The 25,719-nt window shown below is 63.3% G+C and carries 22 protein-coding genes, 1 tRNA gene and 1 pseudogene; 16 read left to right on the forward strand and 8 right to left on the reverse strand.

Going from position 1 to position 25,719, the window contains the following annotated elements:
- Positions 1–13: 13 nt before the first annotated feature.
- Both ACODS1_RS21920 and ACODS1_RS21925 read left to right on the forward strand, forming a co-directional pair.
- Positions 14–1,105: a WD40/YVTN/BNR-like repeat-containing protein gene (locus ACODS1_RS21920; protein WP_322979232.1), complete on the forward strand. Its 1,092-nt coding sequence runs from the start codon at positions 14–16 to the stop codon at positions 1,103–1,105.
- Between the two features lie 16 nt (positions 1,106–1,121).
- Positions 1,122–3,500: an efflux RND transporter permease subunit gene (locus ACODS1_RS21925; RefSeq protein ID WP_489087316.1), complete on the forward strand. Its 2,379-nt coding sequence runs from the start codon at positions 1,122–1,124 to the stop codon at positions 3,498–3,500.
- Between the two features lie 182 nt (positions 3,501–3,682).
- On the opposite strand, the gene ACODS1_RS21930 is transcribed toward ACODS1_RS21925, so the two are convergent.
- On the reverse strand, positions 3,683–5,116 hold the full coding sequence (locus ACODS1_RS21930) for a M48 family metalloprotease (protein ID WP_489087317.1): 1,434 nt from the start codon (positions 5,114–5,116) through the stop codon (positions 3,683–3,685).
- Between the two features lie 375 nt (positions 5,117–5,491).
- Between ACODS1_RS21930 and ACODS1_RS21935 the strand changes: the two genes are divergently transcribed.
- Entirely contained in the window at positions 5,492–5,731 is a 240-nt protein-coding gene (locus ACODS1_RS21935; RefSeq protein ID WP_322979229.1) for a sulfurtransferase TusA family protein, read from the forward strand.
- 47 nt (positions 5,732–5,778) lie between these two features.
- Positions 5,779–6,843 (forward strand): AI-2E family transporter, encoded by a 1,065-nt coding sequence (locus ACODS1_RS21940; RefSeq protein WP_489087318.1) that lies wholly within the window; start codon positions 5,779–5,781, stop codon positions 6,841–6,843.
- A gap of 116 nt (positions 6,844–6,959) precedes the next feature.
- Here the strand turns inward: ACODS1_RS21940 and ACODS1_RS21945 are convergent, their stop codons facing one another.
- Both ACODS1_RS21945 and ACODS1_RS21950 read right to left on the reverse strand, forming a co-directional pair.
- Positions 6,960–7,433: a peroxiredoxin gene (locus ACODS1_RS21945; protein ID WP_489087319.1), complete on the reverse strand. Its 474-nt coding sequence runs from the start codon at positions 7,431–7,433 to the stop codon at positions 6,960–6,962.
- A gap of 146 nt (positions 7,434–7,579) precedes the next feature.
- The gene (locus ACODS1_RS21950; RefSeq protein ID WP_489087320.1) at positions 7,580–8,137 is read right to left on the reverse strand and encodes a glycine cleavage system transcriptional repressor; all 558 of its coding nucleotides are present in this window, start codon (positions 8,135–8,137) and stop codon (positions 7,580–7,582) included.
- Between the two features lie 203 nt (positions 8,138–8,340).
- Between ACODS1_RS21950 and dapA the strand changes: the two genes are divergently transcribed.
- From dapA to ACODS1_RS21970, 4 genes are all read left to right on the forward strand, one after another.
- Complete coding sequence (dapA, locus tag ACODS1_RS21955; protein ID WP_489087321.1) at positions 8,341–9,219, forward strand: 4-hydroxy-tetrahydrodipicolinate synthase; 879 nt, start codon at positions 8,341–8,343, stop codon at positions 9,217–9,219.
- A 16-nt stretch (positions 9,220–9,235) separates the two neighbouring features.
- The gene (gene bamC, locus ACODS1_RS21960; RefSeq protein WP_489087322.1) at positions 9,236–10,354 is read left to right on the forward strand and encodes an NlpB/DapX family lipoprotein; all 1,119 of its coding nucleotides are present in this window, start codon (positions 9,236–9,238) and stop codon (positions 10,352–10,354) included.
- An 83-nt stretch (positions 10,355–10,437) separates the two neighbouring features.
- On the forward strand, positions 10,438–11,307 hold the full coding sequence (locus ACODS1_RS21965; RefSeq protein ID WP_489087323.1) for a phosphoribosylaminoimidazolesuccinocarboxamide synthase: 870 nt from the start codon (positions 10,438–10,440) through the stop codon (positions 11,305–11,307).
- Between the two features lie 127 nt (positions 11,308–11,434).
- A tRNA-Ser gene (locus ACODS1_RS21970) sits at positions 11,435–11,524 on the forward strand.
- A gap of 308 nt (positions 11,525–11,832) precedes the next feature.
- Here the strand turns inward: ACODS1_RS21970 and metR are convergent.
- The gene (gene metR / locus ACODS1_RS21975) at positions 11,833–12,750 is read right to left on the reverse strand and encodes a transcriptional regulator MetR (protein WP_489087324.1); all 918 of its coding nucleotides are present in this window, start codon (positions 12,748–12,750) and stop codon (positions 11,833–11,835) included.
- Positions 12,751–12,917: 167 nt separating this feature from the next.
- Here metR and metE point away from each other — a divergent pair, with 167 nt between their 5' ends.
- Both metE and ACODS1_RS21985 read left to right on the forward strand, forming a co-directional pair.
- Positions 12,918–15,230: a 5-methyltetrahydropteroyltriglutamate--homocysteine S-methyltransferase gene (metE, locus tag ACODS1_RS21980; RefSeq protein WP_489087325.1), complete on the forward strand. Its 2,313-nt coding sequence runs from the start codon at positions 12,918–12,920 to the stop codon at positions 15,228–15,230.
- 168 nt (positions 15,231–15,398) lie between these two features.
- Positions 15,399–16,391, forward strand: a complete 993-nt coding sequence (locus tag ACODS1_RS21985) for an alpha/beta fold hydrolase (protein WP_489087326.1) — start codon at positions 15,399–15,401, stop codon at positions 16,389–16,391.
- Between the two features lie 82 nt (positions 16,392–16,473).
- Here ACODS1_RS21985 and ACODS1_RS21990 read toward each other — a convergent pair.
- Positions 16,474–16,662, reverse strand: a pseudogene (locus ACODS1_RS21990) (DUF6316 family protein); the annotation flags it as partial.
- A gap of 281 nt (positions 16,663–16,943) precedes the next feature.
- Between ACODS1_RS21990 and ACODS1_RS21995 the strand changes: the two are divergent.
- A complete protein-coding gene (locus ACODS1_RS21995) occupies positions 16,944–17,912 on the forward strand; it encodes a DMT family transporter (protein ID WP_489087327.1) in 969 nt (322 codons plus the stop codon).
- A 1-nt stretch (position 17,913) separates the two neighbouring features.
- On the opposite strand, the gene ACODS1_RS22000 is transcribed toward ACODS1_RS21995, so the two are convergent.
- From ACODS1_RS22000 to ACODS1_RS22010, 3 genes are all read right to left on the reverse strand, one after another.
- The gene (locus tag ACODS1_RS22000) at positions 17,914–18,531 is read right to left on the reverse strand and encodes an NAD(P)H-dependent oxidoreductase (protein WP_489087328.1); all 618 of its coding nucleotides are present in this window, start codon (positions 18,529–18,531) and stop codon (positions 17,914–17,916) included.
- Entirely contained in the window at positions 18,524–19,918 is a 1,395-nt protein-coding gene (locus tag ACODS1_RS22005) for a class II fumarate hydratase (RefSeq protein ID WP_489087329.1), read from the reverse strand. The genes ACODS1_RS22000 and ACODS1_RS22005 overlap by 8 nt, the downstream gene beginning before the upstream one ends.
- A gap of 84 nt (positions 19,919–20,002) precedes the next feature.
- On the reverse strand, positions 20,003–21,013 hold the full coding sequence (locus ACODS1_RS22010) for a DUF2804 domain-containing protein (RefSeq protein ID WP_489087330.1): 1,011 nt from the start codon (positions 21,011–21,013) through the stop codon (positions 20,003–20,005).
- Between the two features lie 320 nt (positions 21,014–21,333).
- Between ACODS1_RS22010 and ACODS1_RS22015 the strand changes: the two genes are divergently transcribed.
- The 5 genes from ACODS1_RS22015 to ACODS1_RS22035 all read left to right on the forward strand — a co-directional run bounded on the left by ACODS1_RS22015 (position 21,334) and on the right by ACODS1_RS22035 (position 25,624).
- Positions 21,334–21,774 carry a DUF2059 domain-containing protein gene (locus ACODS1_RS22015; protein ID WP_416340129.1) on the forward strand — a complete coding sequence of 147 codons (441 nt, stop codon included), beginning with the start codon at positions 21,334–21,336 and terminating at the stop codon, positions 21,772–21,774.
- Between the two features lie 3 nt (positions 21,775–21,777).
- Positions 21,778–22,071, forward strand: coding sequence for a BolA family protein (locus tag ACODS1_RS22020; RefSeq protein WP_322979211.1), 294 nt, complete (start codon positions 21,778–21,780; stop codon positions 22,069–22,071).
- 205 nt (positions 22,072–22,276) lie between these two features.
- Positions 22,277–23,215 carry an oxygen-dependent tRNA uridine(34) hydroxylase TrhO gene (gene trhO, locus ACODS1_RS22025; protein ID WP_322979210.1) on the forward strand — a complete coding sequence of 313 codons (939 nt, stop codon included), beginning with the start codon at positions 22,277–22,279 and terminating at the stop codon, positions 23,213–23,215.
- 2 nt (positions 23,216–23,217) lie between these two features.
- Positions 23,218–23,850: a DsbA family protein gene (locus tag ACODS1_RS22030; RefSeq protein ID WP_322979209.1), complete on the forward strand. Its 633-nt coding sequence runs from the start codon at positions 23,218–23,220 to the stop codon at positions 23,848–23,850.
- Complete coding sequence (locus tag ACODS1_RS22035; RefSeq protein WP_489087331.1) at positions 23,843–25,624, forward strand: ABC transporter ATP-binding protein; 1,782 nt, start codon at positions 23,843–23,845, stop codon at positions 25,622–25,624. The genes ACODS1_RS22030 and ACODS1_RS22035 overlap by 8 nt, the downstream gene beginning before the upstream one ends.
- Positions 25,625–25,719 lie beyond the last annotated feature (95 nt).

A 25,719-nucleotide genomic window follows, 5' to 3' on the forward strand; every position in this document is an offset into this window, starting at 1 on the left:
AAGGGGGAAATCTATGAGTGAGCCCGTCATGCGGCGCACCCCATGCAGCCGTGCGTCCAATCAGGAACGCCAGCTGACGCTCCGTTTTCATTCGCCGCTGACCCGAGCGCTCTCGCTGTGCGGTGTGATGTCCTTGCTGGCCCTTGGTGCCATGCCGTTGCACGCAGAAACCTCCGCTGCACCTTCCGTATTCGCCATCGAGTCGCCCAAGGCGCTGCACAGCCTGCTGCTCGATGTGGTCAACACCGGCAAACGGCTCGTCGCTGTTGGCGACCGTGGCCATATCCTCTATTCGGATGATCTGGGGCAGAACTGGGTTCAGGCCAAGGTGCCGACCCGGCAGATGCTCACCGCCCTGTACTTCGTCGATGATCAGCACGGCTGGGCCGTCGGTCACGATGCGCAGATTCTTGCGACCACCGATGGTGGTCAAACCTGGACCAAGCAATTCGAGGATCTGGAGCGCGAAGCGCCATTACTCGACGTCTGGTTCAAGGATCTGCAGACCGGCTTCGCGGTCGGCGCCTATGGTGCGCTTTTGCAAACCCTCGATGGCGGCAAGAGCTGGGAAGACATCAGTGATCGCCTGGACAACGAGGACGCTTACCATCTCAACGCCATCGCGGCGGTCAAGGATAGTGGGTTGTTCGTGGTCGGCGAGATGGGCGTGATGTTCCGCTCGGCTGACTGGGGCGAGACCTGGGAGCGTATCGAGGAGCCACCCTACGAGGGATCGCTGTTCGGTGTCATGGGCACTGATCAGCCGGCTACCTTGCTCGCTTACGGCCTGCGTGGTCACCTGTTCCGCTCCACCGATTTCGGTGATAGCTGGCAGCAGATTCCCCTGCAAAGAGCCGGTAACGGCCCGCTGGAGTTCGGCCTGTCCGGCGGTGCGCGCCTGGCCGATGGCTCGCTGGTGATCGTCGGCAATGGCGGCAGCGTGCTGCGCAGCGACGATGGTGGACGCAGCTTCAGTCTGTTCAATCGTCCGGATCGTCAGTCCCTGGCCGCCGTGGCAGCCGGTGACAAGGGTCAGTTGGTGCTGGTGGGGCAGGGCGGTGTACGCCTGGCTACCGCAGCGGGTGCCGATCTGGCCGCACAATAACAAGGGGTAGCGTTCGATGTCCGACCATCAAATGAACAAGGCGACCTTTCTGGAGCGCCTGATCTTCAACAATCGGCCGGCGGTTATCCTGCTCTGCTTGTTGACCACCATCTTCCTGTTCTACCAGGCAATGCAGATCCGTCCCTCGACCAGTTTCGAGAAGATGATTCCGCTGTCGCACCCCTTCATCCAGAACATGATGGAGCACCGTAACGACCTGGCAAACCTGGGCAACACCGTGCGTATTTCGGTGGAGGCCAAGAACGGCGACATCTTCTCCAAGGAATACATGGAGACGCTGCGCCAGATCCACGACGAGGTCTTCTACATCAATGGTGTGGATCGCTCCAACCTGAAGTCGCTGTGGAGCCCCAGCGTGCGCTGGACCGAAGTGACCGAGGAAGGCTTCGCCGGTGGCGAGGTGATCCCGCAGACCTATGACGGCAGTGCCGAGAGCCTGGACGAGCTGCGCAGCAATGTGCTCAAGTCCGGCCAGATCGGTCGCCTGGTCGCCAACAACTTCAAGTCCAGCATCGTCGACGTGCCCCTGCTGGAGTCCTATCCGGATCCGAACGACCAGGGCAAGCTGATCAAGCTCGACTACCAGCAATTTTCCCATGAGCTGGAAGAGAAGATCCGCGACAAGTACCAGACGCTCAACCCGAACGTGCAGGTGCATATCGTCGGTTTCGCCAAGAAGGTCGGTGATCTGATCGATGGCCTGATCATGGTCGTGGGCTTCTTCGGCATCGTCCTGCTGATCACGCTCGCTCTGCTGTACTGGTTCAGCTGGTGCATCCGCAGCACCATCGGCGTTCTGGTGACCACCCTGATCGCCGTGGTCTGGCAACTGGGGCTAATTCACCTGATCGGCTTCGGTATCGACCCGTATTCCATGCTGGTGCCGTTCCTGATCTTCGCCATCGGCGTGTCCCATGGCGTGCAGAAGATCAACGGGATCGCCTTGCAGTCCAGTGGCGCGGAAAATTCGCTGATGGCTGCACGGCTGACGTTCCGGCAACTGTTCCTGCCGGGCATGATCGCCATCCTGGCCGATGCGGTGGGCTTCATCGCACTGCTGGTCATCGATATCGGCGTGATCCACGAGCTGGCCATTGGCGCCTCCATCGGTGTTCTGGTCATCGTCTTCACCAACCTGATCCTGCTGCCGGTGGCGATTTCCTACCTCGGTATCAGCAAGAGGGCCGTCGCCCGCAGCAAGCGTGAAGAAACACTGGAAAAACCCATGTGGCGCCTGCTGTCGAATGCCGCTCATCCAACCGTGGCGCCGTTCATGGTGGTCATCGCGCTGGTGGCGGGGGTCGGTTGCTTCCTTTACCAGAAGGCGAATCTGCAGGTTGGCGACCTTGATCAGGGGGCGCCGGAGTTGCGGCCGGATTCGCGCTACAACCTGGACAACGACTTCATCATCCAGAACTACTCGACCAGTTCCGACGTGCTGGTGGTGATGGTCAAGACCAACCGCGAAGGCTGCTCGCGTTACGATTCGCTGTCGGCGATGGATGAGCTGATGTGGAAGATGGAGAACACGCCCGGCGTGCAATCCGCCATTTCCATGGTCACGGTGTCCAAACAGCTGATCAAGGGCATGAACGAGGGCAACCTGAAGTGGGAAACCCTGTCGCGTAACCAGGACGTGCTGAACAACTCCATCGCCCGTGCCGATGGTCTGTACAACGCCGATTGCTCGCTGGCACCGGTGCTGCTGTTCCTCGAAGACCACAAGGCGCAGACCCTCAAGCGCGCAGTGGCGGCAGTACAGGCGTTCGCCGATGAGCACAATCGCGATGGCCTGGAGTTCCTCCTGGCGGCGGGCAACGCCGGTATCGAGGCAGCGACCAACGAGGTGATCTCCACCTCCGAGTTGCTGATGCTGTCGCTGGTCTATCTGTGGGTGGCTGTGATGTGCCTGATCACGTTCCGCTCGATCCCGGCGATGATCTGCATCGTGCTGCCGCTGATCCTCACCTCGATCCTCGGCAACGCCCTGATGGCCTGGCTCGGCATCGGCATGAAGGTCGCGACCCTGCCGGTGATCGCACTCGGCGTGGGTATCGGTGTGGACTACGGCATCTACATCTACAGCCGCCTGGAGAGCTTCCTGCGTGCCGGGCTGCCGTTGCAGGAGGCCTACTACCAGACGCTGAAATCGACCGGCAAGGCGGTGCTGTTCACCGGTCTGTGCCTGGCCATCGGCGTGGCGACCTGGATGTTCTCGGCGATCAAGTTCCAGGCCGATATGGGTCTGATGCTGACCTTCATGTTCATCGTCAACATGTTCGGCGCCATGCTCCTGCTGCCGGCGCTGGCGCGCTTCCTGATCAAGCCCGAGAAACTGGCGGGCAAGAAGGGCGGTTCGCTGCTGGCTCACTGATCATCCCGCGCCACTGGCGCGGATGGCTCAGCAAAACGCCGTGCCTATGGGCACGGCGTTTTTCATTGCGGCCTTTGAGATTCAGACGGCTACGGCTTTGCCGGACGCGCTTGGGATGCCCTGGCGCAAACGAAAAGGGCGCAGCATGCCGCTGCGCCCTCGCCGTGAACGGCTAGCGCGAATCAGCGCAGCATCTGATCGACCATGCGCTTCTCGTCTTCCAGTTCGCGCTGGCGAGCATCGATGCGCGACGCGAGCTGGAAGTTGTTGACGGCGCGACGCTTGGCGAAGTCCAGTTGCTCCAGCGCCTGCTTGTAGTCACCCACCAATGCGAAGTACTCAGCGCGTGCCTGGTGCAGGCCGATGGTGTTGCCGCTCAGGCCACGTACCTCGGCGACCTGGTACCAAACGTCCGGATCCTTGTCGCGGGACTTCAGCAGCTCATCCAGGGCGCGCTCGGCATCCTGGATGCGACGTTGCTTGAGTAGTAGGTCGATGCGCGATTGCTGCAGCGAATAACTGCCGGGGTAGAGGGGCAGCAGATGACCCAGGCGGCGCTGGGCGTCGTCCAGATGGTTCTGCGCCATGTCCAGCTCGAGCTGCGCCAGGTTGTAGGTCAGGTCGTCGGGCGTGCCTTTGAGCAGCGGCTGCAGGCTTTGCTGGGCCTCGCTCAACTGACCATTCTTCATTTGTGCGAGTGCCAGCCCGTAGCGTGCCGCATCAAGCTTGGGGTTCTCGTCGAGCATCGCGCGAAAGCGCTTGGCCGCCACGCCGGGTGTTTCCTCGTAGGTGAGTTGCACGCGCGCGCGCATCAACTGATAGCGCAGGCTGTCTTCCACGCCTTTGGCCGGATACTGCTCGGCGCGGTTGCGGGTGTCGGCGATACGCGATTCGGACACCGGGTGGGTGAGCAGGAACTCCGGCGGCTTGGCGTCGTAGCGGTATTGGCGCATCAGGCGTTCGAACATGCTCGGCATGGCGCGCGGGTCGTAGCCGGCTCGCTCCAGGTTGACCAGGCCGATGCGATCCGCCTCCTGCTCGTTCTGGCGGGAGAAGCGCCGCTGCTCCTGAATGGCTGCCGCCTGGGCGGAGAAGATCGTGGCCATGCCGGCATCGCCAGCGCCGGCCGCAGCGGCGACGATGCCGGCGAGCATCGCGGCCATCAGCGGTAGCTGCATGCGCTGCTGGGCTTCGACCCCACGCGCGAAGTGGCGCTGCGACAAGTGCGCCAGTTCGTGCGCCAGAACCGAGGCGTATTCGGCTTCGGTCTGGGCATAGAGGAACAGGCCGCCGTTGACGCCGATGATCCCGCCAGGGGCGGCGAATGCGTTGAGCTGGTTGCTGTTGAGCAGAATGAATTCCAGGCGCCGATCCTGCACCTGGCTGGTTTCGGCCAGGCGATAGACGCTGTTTTCGACGAATTCCTTGAGTTGTGGGTCATCGAGCTGGGGAACCTGGCCGCGCAGCAGGGCCAGCCAGGCACGGCCGAGCAGGTGTTCCTGCTGCGGCGAAACGATGGATGAGCTGGCGTCGCCGAGCGAGGGCAGGTCATCGGCACCGGCGTGGGCGGCGAACAGGCAGGCGAGCGTCAACAGGGTAGGGCGCAGAAAAGTCATGCAACTGAGGCTCTTGTCTGACGAAAGGGCTTACTGTAGCTGGCCGGGTGCCGTGCTGGCCAGGGATCGGAAGCGTTCGGTATCCTAGGGTCTGTCGCCGTTTCGACGCGAGCCGCGTTGCTGCGCCAAATTGCGCCAGGCGAGGCGCGGGATGCAGGTAATGGTCGTTCCCTTGCCAAATCCCGCAACGACGCATGGCGCAATTTGCCGCGCAACCCGAAGGGACGGGCCCGTTTTTGCGTGGTGCGTCGTTACTCGACGGCTCATTTGGGCTACCAAACTTCGCGTCTCGCGCCTAGCTCCACGCAAAAACGGGCTCCGTCGCGGCCGTGCGCGAAACGGCAACAGACCCTAGCCCCTTTATTGGAGTAGACGATGACAGACACAACGGCGTTCGATGCCGAACTCGATGCCTCTGGGCTCAATTGCCCCTTGCCCCTGCTCAAGGCCAAGCTTGAACTCAATCGTCTGGCCAGTGGCGCCGTGCTCAAGGTCATCGCCACCGATGCGGGTTCACAGCGCGACTTTCGCGCCTTCGCGACGCTGGCCGGGCATGAGCTGCTGCATGAGGAGACACAAGAAGGTGTCTATCGTTACTGGTTGCGCAAGGCCTGACGGCCAAGGTTCGCGCCGAAGCGCGAGCGATTTTTAAAGGATTTCTGATGGTCAAGGTTCTGCAGGATTGGGTTTACCGCTATTTTTCCGATGAGCAGGCGGTGGTGCTGGCGGTGCTGCTGGTACTGGGCTTCGCTGTGGTGCTGACGTTTGGCGGCATGCTGGCGCCGGTGTTGACGGGCTTGGTGCTGGCGTTTTTGCTGCAGGGGCTGGTCAATGCGCTGGAGCGCCTGAAAATGCCCCAAACGCTGGCCGTCTGGCTGGTGTTTACCTTGTTCATGAGCGGCCTGCTGGTCTTCATGCTGGTGTTGATGCCGCTGCTGTGGAAACAGCTCAGTACCCTTTTCAACGAGTTGCCGCGTATGGCGACCGAGTGGCAGGCCGTGTTCATGCTGTTGCCGGAGCGCTACCCGAACCTGATCACCGATGCCCAGGTGGTGCAGCTGATCGACAGCATGCGCGGCGAAGTCGGCAAGTTCGGCCAGTGGGCCCTGTCGTTTTCCCTCTCCAGCCTGCCGATACTGGTCAGCCTGATGATCTACCTGGTGCTGGTGCCGATCCTGGTGTTCTTCTTCCTCAAGGATCGTGAGCTGATCGGTCGCTGGTTCCGCGGTTATCTGCCACGCGAGCGCACCTTGATCAGCCAGGTTGCGCAGGAGATGAACCAGCAGATCGCCAACTACATTCGTGGCAAGTTCATCGAAATCATCATCTGTGGTGTGGTCACCTACATCGCCTTCGCCTACATGGGGCTCAACTATGCCGCGCTGCTGGCGCTGCTGGTGGGCCTGTCGGTGGTGGTGCCCTACATCGGCGCGGTGGTCGTCACGGTGCCGGTCGCGTTGATCGGCCTGTTCCAGTGGGGCTGGAGCGACCAGTTCATTTATCTGATGGTGATCTACGGCATCATCCAGGCGCTCGACGGCAACGTGCTGGTGCCGTTGCTGTTCTCCGAGGCGGTCAACCTGCACCCGGTGGCGATCATCTGCGCGGTGCTGCTGTTCGGCGGCTTGTGGGGCTTTTGGGGCGTATTCTTCGCCATTCCTCTGGCGACCCTGTTCAAGGCCGTGATCAACGCCTGGCCAAGGAGTGAGCCGGTCTCTGGCCAGTGAAGGTCGGGGTGGCAGGAGCAGCTTCAGCCGCGAAAATGCGATAGCCGCGTAAATACCCCAGAAACAAAAACGCCGCGATCCTCACGGGTATCGCGGCGTTTTTCATTTGCTGGGGCTCAGGCCTGATTCAGCGCCTCGGCAGCCGCGAGCACCTTGTCGACGTGCCCGGCGACCTTGACGTTGCGCCACTCTTCGCGCAGCACGCCGTCCTTGTCGATGAGGAAGGTGCTGCGCACGATGCCCATGTATTCCTTGCCGTAGTTCTTCTTCAGCTGATACACGCCGAACAGGTCGCACAGCTGGTGCTCTTCGTCACTGATCAGTTCGAAGGGGAAGGCCTGCTTGCACTTGAAGCTCTCGTGCTTTTTCAGGCTGTCCATGGATACGCCGAAGATCAGCGTATTGGCGGCTTTGAACTGTTCGAAGCGGGCGCTGAAGTCCATGCCCTCGGTGGTGCAGCCTGGGGTTGCGTCCTTGGGATAGAAGTACAGCACCACTTGCCGGCCTTTCAGTTCGGACAGCTTGATCTGCTGGCCACTGGTGGCGGCGGCCTGGAAATCGGCAACGGCTTTGTCGAGCGCTACGGACATAAAAACTCCTTCACTTAGAGGTTTTCGACGATCTCGCGAGCTAGAGCCGTGCAAGGCAGAAACAGGTGAGGCCGCGGAGTTTACGAGCTGTAAATGAGCAGGCCGAGCCTGTTTCTAACGCAGCAGGGCCGACGCGCAGCAGATCGTCACGGATTCTGGGGGCGCCAGGGTTCGATCAGTGCATCCAGATTGAGAGCATCGGCGAAATCGAGGAACTGATCACGCAGCCAACTTATCTGCGTGCCGGCTGGCAGCGTCACGGTCAGTGTGGCGTTGAGCATGGTGCCGCCGGTCTGCGGTGCCTGGTAGGTGTCGCAGGTCAGGCTTTCCAGCTCGACGCGATGGTCGAGGAAGAACTGACACAGCTCGTTGAGGATGTCCGGGCGATAGACCGCGCTGACATAAGCCACGTAAGGCAGCGCCTGCGGACGCGTTTCCGCCGCGCCACTGCGAATCATATTCACCGAGAAATCGTGCTTCTTGGCCAGTGCCGGCATGCCGGACTCCAGACGGGCCAGGGCATCCCAGCTACCGGATACCTGCAGCACCAGTGCGCTGTATTCGCCATGGCGGCTGAGGCGGGTACTGATGACCGCGCAGCGATTCTCGTGGGCGGTGCGGCTGAGCAGGTTGGTCAGGCCCATGGCGTCGGAGCCAAGTGCGCTGATGAGCAGGAACTGTTCGCGAACGGGGGGGGTGGACATGCAGCCTTCCTAAAGCGATGAAGGGCCCGGGCACCAAGGCGACGAACCAAAGGCAGAAGGGTAGCGAAAAGCGCCGCCTAGGGGAATGCCGAGTGCGCCGAGCGGGCTCGGCAAACGGACAGGCCGAGGCCGTGTTACTTGCTTGTGCCGGACAAGAGGCGCCAGTACCATTACGGCTCAATTTTTCCGGCAGGAGCGGTTGCATGATTGCGGGCAGTATGGTGGCACTGGTCACGCCCATGGATGCGCAGGGGGATCTGGACTGGGACGCCCTGAGCAAACTGGTGGATTTCCACCTGCAGGAGGGCACCAATGCCATCGTCGCGGTCGGCACCACGGGTGAGTCCGCCACGCTGGACGTGGGTGAACACATCGACGTGATCAAACGCGTGGTCAAACAGGTTGCCGGGCGCATTCCGGTGATCGCCGGCACCGGTGGCAATTCCACCCGTGAATCGGTCGAGCTGACCCGCGCAGCCCAGGAAGTCGGCGCCGATGCCTGCCTGCTGGTGACGCCGTACTACAACAAGCCAACCCAGGAAGGCCTGTACCAGCACTTCCGCCACATCGCCGAAGCCGTGGCCATTCCGCAGATCCTCTACAACGTGCCGGGCCGCACCGTGTGCGACATGCTGCCGGAGACCGTCGAGCGTCTGGCCAAGATCGATAACATCATCGGCATCAAGGAAGCCACCGGCGACCTGCAGCGTGCCCAGGACGTACTCGATCGCGTAGGCAAGGACTTCCTCGTCTACTCCGGTGATGACGCCACTGCAGTCGAGCTGATGCTGCTCGGCGGCAAGGGCAATATCTCGGTGACCGCCAACGTCGCCCCGCGCGCCATGAGCGACCTCTGCGCCGCCGCCATGCGTGGCGAAGCCGCCATCGCACGTGCCATCAATGATCGTCTGATGCCGCTGCACAAAGCCCTGTTCCTCGAATCCAACCCGATTCCGGTCAAATGGGCGCTGCACGAAATGGGCATGATGGGCGATGGCATCCGCCTGCCGCTGACCTGGCTCAGCCCGCGTTGTCACGAACCGCTGCGCCAGGCCATGCGCCAGTGCGGTGTACTGGCTTAACCTAAGGATTCTACGCATGAAGCGACTGGCCGGATTCTCCGCCCTTGCTCTGATCATCTCCAGCACCAGCGGTTGTGGCTGGCTCTGGGGTGAAAATGGCTATTTCCGTGATCGTGGCAGCGACTACCTGGAGGCGCGCCAAACCGCGCCCATGAAGCTGCCTGCCGACGTCAATGCCAAGCGCCTTGACCCGCTGCTGCCGGTTCCGGCGCAGGTGCCTAGCGACACTCAGACCTCTGGCGAGTTCGAGGTGCCGCGCCCAATGGCCCTGCAGGTGCGCGCCGATGAGCGCGAGTTCAGCCTGCAGCGCAGTGGTGATTCGCGCTGGGTCGTGGCTCAGCGTGTACCGGCCGAAGTCTGGCCGCTGGTGCGTCAGTTCTTTGAGGACAACGGCTTCCGTATCGCCGAAGAGCGCCCGCAGGTCGGCGAGTTCACCACCACTTGGCAGCGCTTCGACGATCTTTCCGCAAACATGGCACGTCGCCTGAGCAGTCGCGTGACCGGCGTCGATGCAGATGCCGAGACCCGTGTGCGCGTCCGTATCGAGCCGGGTGTGCAGCGCAACACCAGTGAAGTGTTCGTCAGCAGCGTGCAGCGTCCTGCAGGCAGCAGCGCCGACATCGCCTTCACTGCTGGCGGCAATGCCAGCCTCGAAGGGGCTCTGCTCGACGAAATGCTCGTCAGCATGGCGCGCAGCGTGGAGCAGGGCGGTTCGGTTTCCCTGCTTGCTGCTCGCGACTACGATGCGCCGAGCCGTGTCAGCCTGAGCGCAGACGGCAACGGCAACCCGGTACTCAACCTGGGCGCCGATTTCGACCGCGCCTGGTCGGGCGTCGGGCGAGCGCTGGAGCTGGCCGACATTCGTGTCGACGACCTCAACCGTAGCCTGGGTGTGTACTACATCAACCTGGCCGAGCGTGCCCAGAAGCGTGACGAGAAGCCTGGCTTCTTCGGCCGCCTGTTTGGCAGCGAGCCGAGCAAGGAAGAGATCGAGTCCCGTGCCGAGCGTTATCAGGTACGCCTGACCACCGTCGGCGACAGCGTTCAGGTGACCGTGGACAAAGACCTCAACACCGTGGCGCCGTCCGACACTGCGCGCCGCATCCTGAGCCTGCTTCAGGACAACCTCGGCTAACAGGCCCAGCCCAGCCGATCACCGATAGGCGAAACCCGCACAGGGTTTCGCCTGTTTTGTTTCTCAGAAACGGAAATGCCGACATGAGCACACCTACCACCCTGAGCCTGAAGAAGATCTACTCGGGCAAGGTTCGCGACCTCTACGAAATCGACGACAAGCGCATGCTGATGGTGGCGACCGATCGTCTGTCGGCATTCGACGTGATCCTCGAGCAGCCGATCCCGGAGAAGGGCAAGATCCTCACCGCCATCTCCAACTTCTGGTTCGACAAGCTGGCCGGCGTGGTGCCCAATCATTTCACCGGCGACAAGGTCGAAGATGTGGTTTCGGCAGCCGAGCTGCCGCTGGTCGAAGGCCGTGCAGTCGTTGCCAAGCGCCTCAAGCCGGTCGCCGTAGAAGCCATCGTGCGAGGCTACATCGTTGGCTCCGGCTGGAAGGAATACCAAAAGAGCGGCACCGTCTGCGGCATCGCCCTGCCGGCAGGCCTGAAGGAAGCGGCCAAGCTGCCGCAACCGATCTTCACCCCCTCGACCAAGGCCGCCGTCGGCGACCACGACGAGAACATCAGCTTCGAGCAGTGCGAAGCCATCATCGGCGCCGAACTGGCCGCCAAGGTGCGTGACACCGCCATCGCCCTGTACAGCGCAGCGGTTGAATACGCAGCCACGCGCGGCATCATCATCGCCGACACCAAGTTCGAATTCGGCCTGGACGAAGACGGCACCCTGACCCTGATGGACGAAGTGCTGACTCCGGACTCCAGCCGCTTCTGGCCGGCCGACAGCTACGCCGAAGGCAGCAACCCACCGAGCTTCGACAAGCAGTTCGTGCGCGACTGGCTGGAATCCACCGGCTGGAACAAACAGCCGCCGGCCCCGGCCGTACCGGCAGATGTCGCGCAGAAAACCGCCGACAAATACCGCGAAGCCCTGACGCGCCTCACCGCCTGAAAGCGCTGAAGCGAGCCAAGGAAAGGTCGAACAATCCTCGGCCTTTCACAAGCGACTGATAGAACAAGAATTTTTTTCAAAATAAGCTTCGCCAAAGCGCATTGAGCTGTTATCATGCGCGCCGCTTGGGAAGATGCCGGAGTGGTCGAACGGGACGGATTCGAAATCCGTTGTGTCAGCAATGGCACCTAGGGTTCAAATCCCTATCTTCCCGCCATACAGAAAAGCCCCGAATCGTATTCGATCCGGGGCTTTTGTTTTTGGGGTTTATGAAAGCACTCATTTCCCCTGGCTTAAGCTCAGCCCCGCCAGCCGTTACACAATCCGGAAAATTTAGGCTTGGCACATGGACATACGATGAAATACTCTCCGGTTACCGGGCTAACGAAGTGGCCAACAGGCAGGATGCCGACCCCATGCACTTCGTTAGCTCGGTACTAATTTCCCTGGTCCGCCTGCCGGTATGCCAGATATGCAAAAGCCCTCTTCGCGAGGGCTTTTGTGTGTCTGGCGGATGGCTTTGGTTCAGCGGGCGACGCTGACGCCTTCGAGGCTGGCGAAGGAGGTGTCCTTGGCGGTGAGCAGGAAGTCGCGCATGAAAGGCGCGTCGAGCATGTCGGTGCGAATAGCGGCATAGAGCGTGGCGTACAGGCCCTTTTCCCCGAGCCGCTTGGCGCTGACATAACCACGCGAGCTGTATTCGTGCAGCGCCCAGTTGGGTAGGCCACATACGCCGCGGCCGCTGGCCACCAGTTGCATCATCATCACCGTGAGTTCCGAGGTGCGTACCTGGGCGGGCTCGATGTCGGCGGGCTCCAGAAAGCGGGTGAAGATGTCCAGGCGGTCGCGTTCGACGGGGTAGGTGATCAGCGTTTCGGTGGCCAGATCTTGCGGCTGGATAAAGGCCTTGTGCGCCAGGCGGTGCTGGTTGGCCACGGCAAGCATGGCTTCGTAGGTAAACAGTGGCACGTAGGTGATGCCGGCCAGTTCGATGGGGTCGGAGGTCACCACCAGGTCGAGGTCGCCGCGTGCCAGGGCGGGCAGCGGGGCGAAGGAGAAGCCGGAGGCCAGATCCAGCTCGACTTCCGGCCAGGCGTCGCGGAACTGGTCGATGGTCGGCATCAGCCACTGGAAGCAGCTATGGCACTCGATGGCCATGTGCAGTCGGCCGGCAGTACCGCCGGCCAGGCGCGCGAGGTCGCGTTCGGTGCCGCGCAGCAACGGCAGCACGGCGTCGGCCAGTTGTAGCAGGCGCAGGCCGGCGCTGGTGAAGCGTACCGGCTTGGTCTTGCGCACGAAGAGCTGCAGGCCCAGGCGCTCTTCCAGTTCCTTGAACTGGTGGGAGAGGGCGGACTGGGTGAGATGCAGGCGGTCGGCGGCTTCGACCAGGCTGTCGGTTTCGCGCAGGGCGTGCAGGGTCTTCAGGTGGCGTAGCTCAAGCATGTCGGTCTCGTTCAGGTTTGATTCATCCGCTTTGCTTGTTTGGATGAAAGCTGTTCATACAGCCTACATGAGTAAATTTGTATATCAAGACGAAAATCTTGAGTTTGTCTCAATCAAAAGCCCTGCGGAGAATGGCGCCATCTCGATTCATTTTGGAGCGCCAAGCCATGTCCCTGTCCCATTCCCTCGGTTTTCCCCGTATCGGTCGCGACCGCGAACTGAAGAAAGCCCTTGAGGCCCATTGGCAAGGCGAACTGGATGAAGCCGGGCTGCGCGCTGTTGGTGAGCGCCTGCGTGCCGAGCATTGGCAGATGCAGAAAGAGGCCGGTATCGACCTGCTGCCGGTCGGCGATTTTGCCTGGTATGACCAGGTGTTGACTCATTCACTGACCTTTGGCGTGCTCCCCGAGCGTTTTCGCCCGGCCTCGGGCAAGCCGACCCTGGAGACGCTGTTCGCCATGGCGCGTGGCGCCGGCAGAAGTACGAATGCCTGCTGTGGCGGGGCGCATGATCAGCCCCAGGTCGCGCAGGAGCTGACCAAGTGGTTCGATACCAACTATCACTATCTGGTGCCGGAGTTCTCGGCTGATCAGCAGTTCGCCCTGAGCTGGGAGCAACTGTTCGAGGAGGTGGAGCAGGCGCACGCCCTGGGCCACCGGGTGAAACCGGTGCTGATCGGCCCGCTGACTTATCTGTGGCTGGGCAAGGCCAAGGGCAGCGACTTCGACAAGCTGGAGCTGCTCGAGCGCCTGTTGCCGGTGTATGGCGAGATATTCCGGCGCCTGGCGGAGCAAGGCGTGGAGTGGGTGCAGATCGACGAGCCGATTCTGGTGCTGGACTTGCCGCAGGACTGGAAGAACGCCTTCGAGCGTGCCTACAACCTGATCCAGCGTGAGCCGTGCAAGAAGCTGATCGCCACCTATTTTGGCGGGCTGCAGGACAACCTCGGCCTGGCCGCTAACCTGCCGGTCGATGGTCTGCATATCGATCTGGTGCGCGCGCCCGAGCAGTACCCGACCATCCTCGACCGTCTGCCTGCCTATAAAGTGTTGTCGTTGGGTGTGGTCAACGGCCGCAACGTCTGGCGCTGCGATCTGGAGAAGGTGCTCGGCGTGCTGCGGCATGCTCATGAGCGCCTGGGCGAGCGGCTGTGGGTGGCGCCGTCCTGCTCGCTGCTGCATAGCCCGGTTGATGTAGCCGGCGAGGATCAGCTCGATGTCGAGTTGAAGAGTTGGCTGGCCTTCGCCGTGCAGAAGTGCGAGGAGGTGGCGCTGCTGACGCGCGCGCTGGCAGCGCCCGAATCGGCCGAAGTGCAGGCCGTACTGGCGCAGAGCCGTGCGATCCAGGCTGCGCAGACTGCGTCGTCACGCATTCACAAGCCCGAGGTGCAGGCGCGCGTTGCGGCGATTCGTCCGCAGCACGCGCAGCGCCAGTCGCCGTTCGCTACACGTATCGAGTTGCAGCACGAGCGTTTGAGCTTGCCGTTGCTGCCGACCACCACCATCGGTTCCTTCCCGCAGACCTCGGCGATCCGCCAGGCGCGGCAGGCTTTCAGGCAGGGCAGGCTGAGCGCTGCCGATTACAACGAGGCCATGAAAGGCGAGATCCGCCATGCCGTGGAGATTCAAGAGCGCCTCGGGCTGGATGTACTGGTGCATGGCGAGGCCGAGCGTAACGACATGGTCGAGTACTTTGCCGAGCAGCTCGACGGCTATGCCTTCACGCGTTTCGGCTGGGTGCAGAGTTACGGTTCACGCTGCGTCAAACCGGCGGTGATCGTCGGCGATCTGAGTCGCCCGCAGGCGATGACCGTGGAGTGGATCCGCTACGCCCAGAGCCTGACTGACAAGTTGGTCAAGGGTATGCTGACCGGCCCGGTGACCATGCTGATGTGGTCGTTTCCGCGCGAGGACGTGCCCCGCGAGGTGCAGGCGCGCCAGTTGGCTCTGGCGATTCGCGATGAAGTGGTGGATCTCGAAGCCGCTGGTATCCGGATCATCCAGATCGACGAGGCGGCGTTCCGTGAAGGTCTGCCCCTGCGCCAGAGCGCCTGGCAGGGCTATCTGGACTGGGCCACCGAGGCTTTTCGCCTGGCCGCCAGCGGCGTGCGCGACGAAACGCAGATTCACACCCACATGTGCTACAGCGAGTTCAACGACGTGATCGAGTCGATCGCGGCGATGGACGCCGATGTCATCACCATCGAGACCTCGCGTTCGGACATGGCGCTGTTGCAGGCGTTCGAACGCTTCGCCTATCCCAACGAGATCGGCCCTGGCGTGTACGACATCCACTCGCCGCGCGTGCCCGACACGGCGGAGATGGCAGCCTTGCTGCGCGAGGCGGCGCGGCGCATTCCCGTGCAGCGCCTGTGGGTCAACCCCGATTGCGGGCTGAAGACCCGTGCCTGGCCGGAGACCGAGGCCGCGCTGGTGAACATGGTGGCTGCCGCCCGGCAGTTGCGTGCCGAACTGGCCTGATCTTCAACTATCGAGAGGCGGCGCAGACGCTCTGTCGCCGACCTCTTGTCACCGCGAGGACGACCGCTCGTCCTCCTTCATCAAACTGTCACGCTTGTGTGGCAGCGCCGTCGAACGACTTTCACCAGAATCGCGTTTCAGTGGGGTTCTGCGTTTCTGGTGTTTTCCATGCGTGCATTCATTTTCATCGCCGCGCTGCTATGCGGCCTGCCGTCCTTTGCGGCCAATCGTTGCGACCTGTCCGAGCCGACCCGTTACGCGGATGTCGGTGACGTGCGCCTGGCTTACCAGAGCGTCGGTAGTGCGGGGGATCCCGCGCTGCTGCTGATCATGGGCCTGGGCGGTCAGTTGATCCACTGGCCGGATGAAGTGGTCGAGCGCCTGTGTCAGCAGGGCTTTCGCGTCATTCGCTTCGACAATCGCGACGTGGGCCTGAGCAGTTGGCGCAAGCCGGTGCCGAGCATCAATCTGGGCTACGAAGTGGTGCGTTATCGCCTGGGCTTGTCGCTGGGCGCGCCTTATCACCTGCGTGATATGGCCGGCGATGCGCTGGGTCTGATGGACGCGTTGGGCATCGGCGACTTTCACGTACTGGGCGCGAGCATGGGCGGCATGATCGCCCAGCACCTGGCCGATATGGCGCCGCAGCGTGTGCTCAGCCTGACGCTGGTGATGACCAGCTCCGGCGCGCAGGGGTTGCCAGCCCCGAGCGATGCCTTGTTGCAACTGCTGGCGCGGCGCGAGGCCAGTAGCCGCGAGCAGGCGCTGGAGCAGCAGGCAGATCTGCTGGCGGCGCTGGGTAGCCCGGAGGTGCGGGATGATCGCCAGGCACTGCTGGCGCAGGCGCAGGTGGCCTATGACCGGGCGTTCAATCCGGAAGGTGTGCAGCGCCAGTTATTGGCGATTCTTGCCGAGCCGAGCCGGGTGGATCTGCTCAACCGCCTGCAGGTGCCGACCCTGGTCGTGCACGGTACGGCCGATCCTTTGCTGCCGGTGATGCACGGTGTGCACGTGGCCGCTCATATCCGGGGCTCGCAGTTGAAGTTGATTCCGGGGCTGGCGCATCGATTCCAGGACGCCTTCAAGGAGCCGCTGCTCGAAGCGGTGCTGCCTTACCTGGCGGTACATCGGGGTGACGACGCGCCGCTGGCGCATCTGTGAGACGAGAGCCTCAGTCGCTTAGCTCCGGTTTGCTCCGAGCGCTCCGGTACAGGCTGTCGATGTGCTCGTTGCTGTGCTTGAGCAGCCGCTCGGACATGCAGACGCGCTCGATGTAGTTGGCGATGCTGCGCTCCGCCTCGTAGCGGGAGCGGTAGGGGCCTTCCAGCGTGCCTTCGCGGGTCGAGAAGAAATACTGACCGTTGACCGAGCTGACGCGAGAGCTGCGGTAGTAGGTTCCGGGCTGCGGGTCGACACTGCGTTGGCCGATCATGATCAATTCCCCACTGTCGCAAAGGTGTTTTGTCTTGAGTCTACTGGGCGGCGCGGAGGCTGTCAGGCGAGACGACGGACGGTTGAAAATGGCCCTCAAACGCCTGTTTTTACTGGGTTTTTCGGAAAAGTGGCGCCGGTAAAATGGCAGCTCTAGCGGTGCGGGCGGTACAGTTCGGGTGAAGGGCCAGTGGCAACTGTTACTGTGTCGGCCAGCGGGCGTGCACTAGAATGGTGCTTTGCGGCTGCGGCATCAGGCTCGGCCGTCCGTTCGAGGTCTCCATGCACATCTCCTCTGGCCGTTGGTTGTACGGCCTGTCGCTTGCCCTGACCACCTCGCTGCTGTGGGGCATCCTGCCGATCAAGTTGAAAGAAGTCCTGCAGGTGATGGATCCGGTCACCGTCACCTGGTATCGCCTGGCCGTCGCGGGCTCGCTGCTGCTGGCCTATCTCGCCGCTTCCCGTCGCGTGCCGCGTTTCAGTCAGCTCGGTCGCAAGGGACGTTGGTTGCTGGCCTTGGCCATCGGCGGACTGACCGCCAATTACGTGCTCTACCTGATGGGGCTCAACCTGCTCAGCCCGGGTACCACGCAGTTGGTCATCCAGGTCGCGCCCATCCTGTTGTTGATCAGCAGCGTGTGGGTGTTCCGCGAGCGCTTCAGCGTCGGCCAGGGGCTGGGTTTGGCCGTGATGCTGGTGGGGTTCGCCTTGTTCTTCAATCAGCGTCTGGATGAATTGCTCACCTCACTGACCGCCTATACGGCCGGGGTGCTGACCGTGCTGGCGGCGGCCTTCGTCTGGACGTTCTACGGGCTGGCGCAGAAGCAACTGCTGACTGTCTGGAATTCGGTGCAGGTGATGATGGTGATCTACCTCGCCTGTGCGCTGTTGCTGACACCCTGGGCGCAGCCGTTGCAGGCGTTGCAACTGAGCCCGATACAGGGCTGGCTGCTGCTGGCCTGCTGCCTCAACACCCTGGTGGCCTATGGCGCCTTTGCCGAGGCGCTGGCGCACTGGGAGGCGTCGCGGGTCAGTGCGACCCTGGCCTTAACGCCGCTGGTGACCTTCGTCTCGGTGGCCCTGGCGGCGAGTTGGTGGCCGGATCACGTGCAGCCCGAGCAGGTCAACTGGGTCGCCTACGGTGGCGCGCTGTTGGTGGTGCTGGGGTCGGCGCTGACGGCGCTGGGCCCTTCGCTGCTGGCGAGCCTGAGAGCTCGCCGGGCCAGGCGTGTGCTATGCGAGTCGACGTGAGTTAAACGCTGCTGCCCAGTTTCTCTGCCTTGCGCAGCCAGGCTTGTCGCTGCTCCTCACTGGAGGGGCGCACGGGGGCGAATTCGCTCAGGCGGCGTGTGCGAATCCCGCAGAAACCGAGGATGGTGCGCACCATCTGCCGATGGGCCGGCGCGCCATAGATCCAGCGGAAGTACCAGGGCGGGGTGTCCAGGGTCACCAGCAGATCGGCGCTACGGCCGCTGAGCAGCTTGTCCCAGAGTTGCGAGCGCCCGCGGTACTTGAAGGCGAAGCCCGGCAGGAAGACGCGGTCGAAGAAGCCCTTGAGCAGCGCCGGTACGCCGCCCCACCAGACCGGATAGACGAACACCAGATGCTCGGCCCAGTGGATCAGGCGCTGTGCTTCGAGCAAATCCGGTTCCAGGTTCTGGCTCTGGTCGTAGCCATCGCGCAGCACCGGGTCGAATTGCAGTTCACCCAGCTTCAGTTGGCGCACTACATGGCCCTTGTTGCGGGCTCCATGGCTGTAGGCGTCGGCCAGGGCGTGGCAGAGGCTGTCCTGCTTCGGCGTGCCGAGCACCAGCAGGATGCGTTTGCCGTCGCCTTCCAGCGGCGTGGCGCCGCTCTTGCCCTCAGTCATGCCGCCCGGTTCCGAGCATGTCTTGCGGTCGTACCCATTGGTCGAATTCCTCTTCGGTCAGGTAGCCAAGCTGCAGCGCAGCCTGGCGCAGAGTGCTGCCTTCGGCATAGGCCTTCTTGGCGATTTCGGCCGCCTTGTCGTAGCCGATGTGCGGGTTGAGTGCGGTAACCAGCATCAGGCCGTTCTCCAAGTGTGCGGCCATTTGCCTGGCATCCGGCTGCAGATCGGCGACGCAGTGCTGCTGGAAGTTGCGGCAGCCGTCCCCCAGCAGGCGGATCGATTGCAGCAGGTTGTGGATGATTACCGGCTTGAACACGTTGAGCTGCAAGTGACCCTGGCTGGCGGCGAAGCTGATGGTCGCGTCGTTGCCGAGCACCTGGCAGGCGAGCATCGACAGCGCTTCGCACTGGGTCGGGTTGACCTTGCCGGGCATGATCGAGCTGCCCGGCTCGTTGGCCGGCAGGCGCACTTCGGCGAAGCCGGCGCGTGGGCCGGAGCCGAGCAGGCGCAGGTCGTTGGCCAGCTTCATCAGCGCCACGGCCAGGGTCTTCAGCGCGCCAGAAAGCTGCACCAGCGGCTCATGGCCAGACAGTGCGGCGAACTTGTTCGGCGCGCTGGTCAAGGGCAGTCCGGTGAGGGCGGCCAGCTCGGCGGCGATGGCTTCGGCAAAGCCGGCTGGGGCATTGAGCCCGGTGCCGACGGCCGTACCGCCCTGGGCCAGCTCGCAGACGGCGGGCAGGGCGGCGCGAATCGCCGCCTCGGCATGGCCGAGTTGGGCTACGAAGGCGGACAGCTCCTGGCCGAAGGTGATGGGCGTGGCATCCATCATATGGGTGCGGCCGGTCTTGACCAGATTGGCATGGCGTTGCGCCTGCTCCTGCAGGCCATCGCGCAGCTCGGCCAGGGCTGGCAGCAGGCAGTGCTTGACGGCCTGCGCGGCGGCGATGTGCATGGCGGTGGGGAAGCAGTCGTTGGAGCTTTGCGCGCGGTTGACGTGGTCGTTGGGGTGCACCGGGCTCTTGCCGCCACGCTGGCCGCCAGCCAGTTCGTTGGCGCGGCCGGCGATCACCTCGTTGACGTTCATGTTGCTCTGCGTGCCGCTGCCGGTCTGCCAGACCACCAGGGGGAACTGGCTGTCATGCTGGCCATCGAGCACCTCGTCGGCGGCCTGTTCTATCAGGCGGGCGACGTCCGCCGGCAGCTCGCCGCTGCGGCTGTTGACCCGCGCAGCAGCCTTCTTGATCAGCGCCAGGGCATGCAGCACCGCCAGCGGCATGCGCTCGGTACCGATGGCGAAGTTGATCAGCGAGCGCTGGGTCTGCGCGCCCCAGTAGGCGTCATTGGGGACTTCGATGGGGCCGATGCTGTCGGTCTCGGTGCGGCTCATGGCGTTCTCCAGGCAATGGCAGGATGGCTGGCAGTTTAGGTCGCGCCACGCTGGACTGGTTCCGCAACTTCTCTATCGCGGCGATTACCAGCGCGCGTGCGTCTCACCTAGCCAGCCCAGCGCACCGTCCACCGGCACGCGTTCGCCTTCGGGGCCTTTGAGCACGCCCGAGTAGTGACCGAACCACTGCCGGGTATCGGCATGGAAGGGGCCGAACTTGGGATGCGCACGATGCAACTGGCGCGGCGTGAAGGTGAGCGCCACTCGTTCATCCTCGCTGTGCAGGTGCCAGGGGGCGAGGCCGGTGAGTGCCGATTGTTCGATATGCAGCGGGCTGGCCAGCGGCGACAGGCTGCCGCCAAACCACAGGGTGTTTTCCGACAGGCCGCTGTATTCCAGCCAGCCGGAACCAAAATTGCCGGCGATACCGCCAGGCGCGGCGAACACCGCGCGCTGCCAGTGGCTGTTGAAGGGCCAGACGCCACGGCCGAAGTCCAGGGCGGCGAAGCTCTGCCCCGGTGTGCAGTCGTAGCGGCGCTGCCCCAGTTGCACGCTGCCGACGGCCGGCAAGCCAACCTGCCGGCTGCAGGCGTGGAAGCCGCCATGGGCGAGTGGTGCTACCAGGTTGAGCGAGTCCAGATGGGCCGGGCGCTGAATGTCCAGCGCCACCTGCAAGGGCTGGCCGCCGATATCCGGTGCGGCAGCGGTCAGGCGCAGACGGCCAGGGTGTTCGTCGATGCGCAGTTGCAGGCGCGGATGCAGGAACGCATGGCTGTCGAGTGGGCTGTCCGGCAGGCTGCAACCCATCCCGAACGGGCGAACCTGCGTGTGCGCCATCGCCTCGCCGCTTTCCAGATCGAGGAAGTAGGCGGCGCCATAACCGACGTAGTCGAGGTCGGCGAGGGTCAGCGAGAGCATCCAATGCGGGCTGGTGATGCACCAGTGGTTCCAGCGTTTGCGCCGCCCGGCATGACCATGCAGGGCGCAGTCGATCTGCGGCCGAGGTGACAGACCAATGGCTTCGAGCAGCAGTCGACCCTTGCTGTCGCACAGCGGCTGCGGCGTGAAGGCGAGGGGAGAGGCGAAACTGTTCATCGAGCACGTCCATGTGTGTGCCGGTCGGCGAGTCGCTCCGGTATCGGAGTCTGTTGCGAGTTCGCGGCGCAATGTCGCACAGCATGCCGATGGCTGCTCAGCATGGGCAAGTGCTGGCAGTTTGGCAACCGATCAATGGAGTGCGCCAGTAGGCGCAGAACCTGTGCGCTGGCGCACATCGCTTGAGAGAAAGCCGCATTGGGCACAAAATGCCGCCACCGCAGTCTACCCAGACTCATTCATCACAGTCGGAATCCTCCATGCCCCGTTTCCACCAGTTGTGCGCCGCGATCCTGCTCGGTACGTCCGCTTCCTTCGCCATGGCCGATGCAGCCAGCCATGCCGCTGACGCTGAGCGCTTCCTCAAGCTGGCGCATGCCGACAAGCTGACCGTACCGGTGTACGGCCAGGTGCAGCAGATGTTCGCCCAGCGTTTTGCCCAGGCGCCGAATGGCAAGCAGGCGGTGCTCGAGAGCTACCAGGCCAAGGCCAACGCCGCGCTGGACAAGGCCGTCGGCTGGGACAAGCTGAAGCCGGACATGGTCAAGCTATACACCAGCAACTTCAGTGAGCAGGAGCTCAAGGATCTGATCGCCTTCTACCAGTCGCCGCTGGGTCAGAAAGTGCTGCAGAAGATGCCGATGCTCACGGCGCAGTCCGCGCAGATCACCCAGGGCAAGCTGGAAACGGCGGTGCCCGAGGTCAACAAGCTGCTGGCGGACATGAGCAAAGAACTCGGTATCAAGCAATCCGCGGAGTGACGGATGTCCAAGCAAGCCCTGATCGAACAGTCCCTGAGCGCCCTGCAACCTGAACACCTGCAGGTGTTGGACGAGAGCCACATGCACAGCCGTGGCCTGGAGACTCACTACAAGGCGGTGATCGTCAGCCCGGTGTTCGCCGGCCTGAATGCGGTCAAGCGGCACCAGAAGGTCTATGCCACCGTGGGTGAGCTGATGGGGCAGATCCATGCCCTGGCGCTGCACACCTACACGCCGGAGGAGTGGGCGGCGCAGGGTGTGGCACCCGACTCGCCGACCTGTCGCGGCGGCCATTGATGTAGCGCGTATGCAATCCGGAGCGATTGGATGCCCAGCTCCGGAATGCATTCAAGCGACGCGACAGGCTGTCGCGCCTTGTCGCCAACTCACCCCCGGCGATTGGCCGCTTTGCTACAATCGCCCCGCGCCGGCCTGCTGAGCCGGCGTTTTTCATGCCCCCAACAGTCCGCCCTTTACGTGGGCGACCACTGAGAGAATCTTCATGACTGACAAGATCGTCGTCGCGGCGCTGTACAAGTTCGTCTCCCTGCCGGACTACCAGGCGCTGCGTGAGCCCCTGCTGCAAGCCCTCATCAATAACGGCATCAAAGGCACCCTGCTGCTCGCCGAAGAAGGCATCAATGGCACCGTGTCCGGCACCCGCGCCGGCATCGATGCGCTGCTCGCCTGGTTCCGTCAGGACGTGCGCCTGGCCGATATCGACCACAAGGAATCCTACTGCGACGAGCAGCCGTTCTATCGCACCAAGGTCAAGCTGAAGAAGGAAATCGTCACCCTCGGCGTGCCGGGCGTCGATCCCAACCAGCGCGTCGGCACCTATGTCGAGCCGCAGGACTGGAACGCGCTGATCAGCGATCCCGAAGTGCTGCTGATCGATACGCGCAACGACTACGAAGTGGCCATCGGCACCTTCGAGGGCGCCATCGATCCCAAGACCAAGTCGTTCCGCGAGTTCCCCGAGTACATCAAGGCCCACTTCGACCCGAGCAAGCACAAGAAGGTGGCGATGTTCTGCACCGGCGGTATCCGCTGCGAGAAGGCATCGAGCTACATGCTGGGCGAGGGTTTCGAGGAGGTCTATCACCTCAAGGGCGGCATCCTCAAATACCTCGAGGAAGTGCCGCAGGAACAGACCAAGTGGCAGGGCGACTGTTTCGTCTTCGACAACCGCGTGACCGTGCGCCATGACCTCTCCGAAGGCGACTACGATCAGTGTCATGCCTGCCGTAACCCGATTTCCGTGGAAGATCGTCAGTCCGAGTTCTACAGCCCCGGCGTGAGCTGCCCGCATTGCTGGGACTCGCTGCCGGAGAAGACCCGCGAAGGTGCCCGTGAGCGGCAGAAGCAGATCGAGCTGGCGCGCGCGCGCAACCAGCCGCATCCCATCGGCCGTAACCCGCGCCAACTCAACGAGGTGTGAGCATGGCCAGCCGCCTGCTTTATGTAATGGATCCGATGTGCTCCTGGTGCTGGGGGTTCGCTCCGGTAGTGGAGGCGCTGGCCGAGCAGGCGGCTGCCCACGGCGTACCGATGCACCTGGTGGCTGGCGGTCTGCGCCGCGACCAGGTGGCCATCGATGCCGCCGCGCGGGTGCGCTATCTGGGCTATTGGCAGGCGGTCAATGCCAGCACCGGGCAATTCTTCGATTTCGAGCGCGGCCTGCCGGAAGGGATGGTCTACGACACCGAACCGGCCTGCCGGGCGCTGGTCACCGCTCGCCAACTGGATGCCGAGAGCGCCTGGCCGCTGGCCCGGCGTATTCAGCAGGCGTTCTATACCGAAGGAGCGGACGTCACTCAGGGCGCGCAACTGGCGCAGTTGGCGCAGGATGCCGGCATCCCGCGTATCGAATTCGCCGAGGCGTTCGACAGCCTGGCCATGCGTGAGGCCACGGCTGCCGATTTCACCTGGGTGCAGGATCTCGGCATCGCCGGTTTCCCCACCTTGCTGGCCGAGCGCGATGGTCAACTGGCCCTGCTGACCAACGGCTATCAGCCGCTGGAGGTATTGGCGCCGCTGCTGGCGCGCTGGCTGGAGCGGGGGGCGCATGCCTGATCGGTTGAGCTGGGCGGAAATCCGTCGCCTGGCCCTGCGTCATCGCAAGGCACTGATTCTGGCCAATCTGGTCGCCGTACTGGCCACCTTGTGCAGTGTGCCGATCCCCTTGTTGTTGCCGCTGCTGGTGGACGAGGTGCTGCTGCGCGATGGCGACTCGGCGCTCAAGGTCATGGATCACTTCCTGCCCGACGCCTGGCAGTCGGCCGCCGGTTATATCGGCCTGATGCTGCTGCTGACTTTGTTGCTGCGTGGCTCGGCGCTGATCTTCAACGTCCTGCAGGCACGGCTGTTTGCGCGGCTGTCGAAGGACATCGTCTACCGTATCCGCATTCGCCTGATCGAGCGGCTCAAGCGTATCGCCCTGGGCGAGTACGAAAGCCTCGGCGGTGGCACCGTGACCACTCACCTGGTCACCGATCTGGACACCCTGGACAAATTCATCGGCGACACCCTGAGCCGCTTCCTGGTGGCCATGCTGACGCTGCTGGGCACCTCGGCCATCCTTCTCTGGATGCACTGGAAGCTGGCGCTGCTGATCCTCCTGTTCAATCCGCTGGTGATCTACGCCACGGTGCAGCTGGGCAAGCGCGTCAAGCACCTGAAGAAGCTGGAGAACGATAGCACCGGGCGCTTCACCCAGGCGCTGACCGAGACCCTCGACGCCATTCAGGAAGTGCGTGCCGGTAACCGCCAGGGCTATTTCCTCGGGCGCCTCGGCGCGCGTGCGCAGGAGGTGCGCGACTACGCCGTGGCCTCGCAGTGGAAGAGCGATGCGTCGAACCGCGCCAGCGGCCTGCTGTTCCAGTTCGGCATCGACGTGTTCCGCGCCGCCGCCATGCTCACCGTACTGTTCTCCGATCTGTCCATCGGCCAGATGCTCGCGGTGTTCAGTTACCTGTGGTTCATGATCGGCCCGGTGGAGCAGTTGCTCAATCTGCAGTACGCCTTCTACGCTGCCGGTGGCGCGCTGACGCGCATCAACGAGTTGCTGGCGCGGCGCGACGAGCCGCAGTACGACGGCCGTGTCGATCCGTTCAAGGGGCGCGATACGGTTGGCATCGAGATCCAGGGGCTGACCTTCGCCTATGGCGACGAGCCGGTGCTCGACCGCCTCGACCTGTCCATTGCGCCGGGCGAGAAGGTGGCCATCGTCGGTGCCTCCGGCGGCGGCAAGAGCACCCTGGTGCAGTTGCTGTTGGGGCTGTATACGGCGCAGGCCGGCACCATCCGCTTCGGTGGCAGCAGCCTGGAGGAAATCGGCCTGGATGGCGTGCGCGACAACGTCGCGGTGGTGTTGCAGCATCCGGCACTGTTCAACGACACGGTGCGCGCCAACCTGACCATGGGCCGCGAGCGCAGCGATGAAGCCTGCTGGCAGGCGCTGCGTATCGCCCAGCTGTACGACACCATCGCTTCGCTGCCGCACGGGCTGGACAGTGTGGTCGGGCGCAGCGGCGTGCGCCTGTCTGGCGGCCAGCGTCAGCGCCTGGCCATCGCCCGCATGGTGCTGGCCGAGCCCAAGGTGGTGATCCTCGACGAAGCGACGTCGGCGCTGGATGCGGCTACCGAATACGCCCTGCATCAGGCGCTGGCGCAGTTCCTCGAAGGGCGCACCACGCTGATCATCGCCCACCGCCTGAGCGCGGTGAAACAGGCCGACCGTGTGCTGGTGTTCGATGGCGGCAGCGTGGCCGAGGATGGCGACCACCAGCAACTGATCGCCGAGGGCGGCCTGTACGCCAAGCTGTATGGGCATTTGCAGCAGGTGTGACGTGCCTATTCATCGCGGCTGAAGCGGACTGCCGCGCAGTGTTTTAGGGCGGGTGCAACCCCCCAGGACGCGGGTTGCTGTTGGCTGCATTGTCT

Source organism: Pseudomonas sp. FG29, assembly GCF_057809355.1.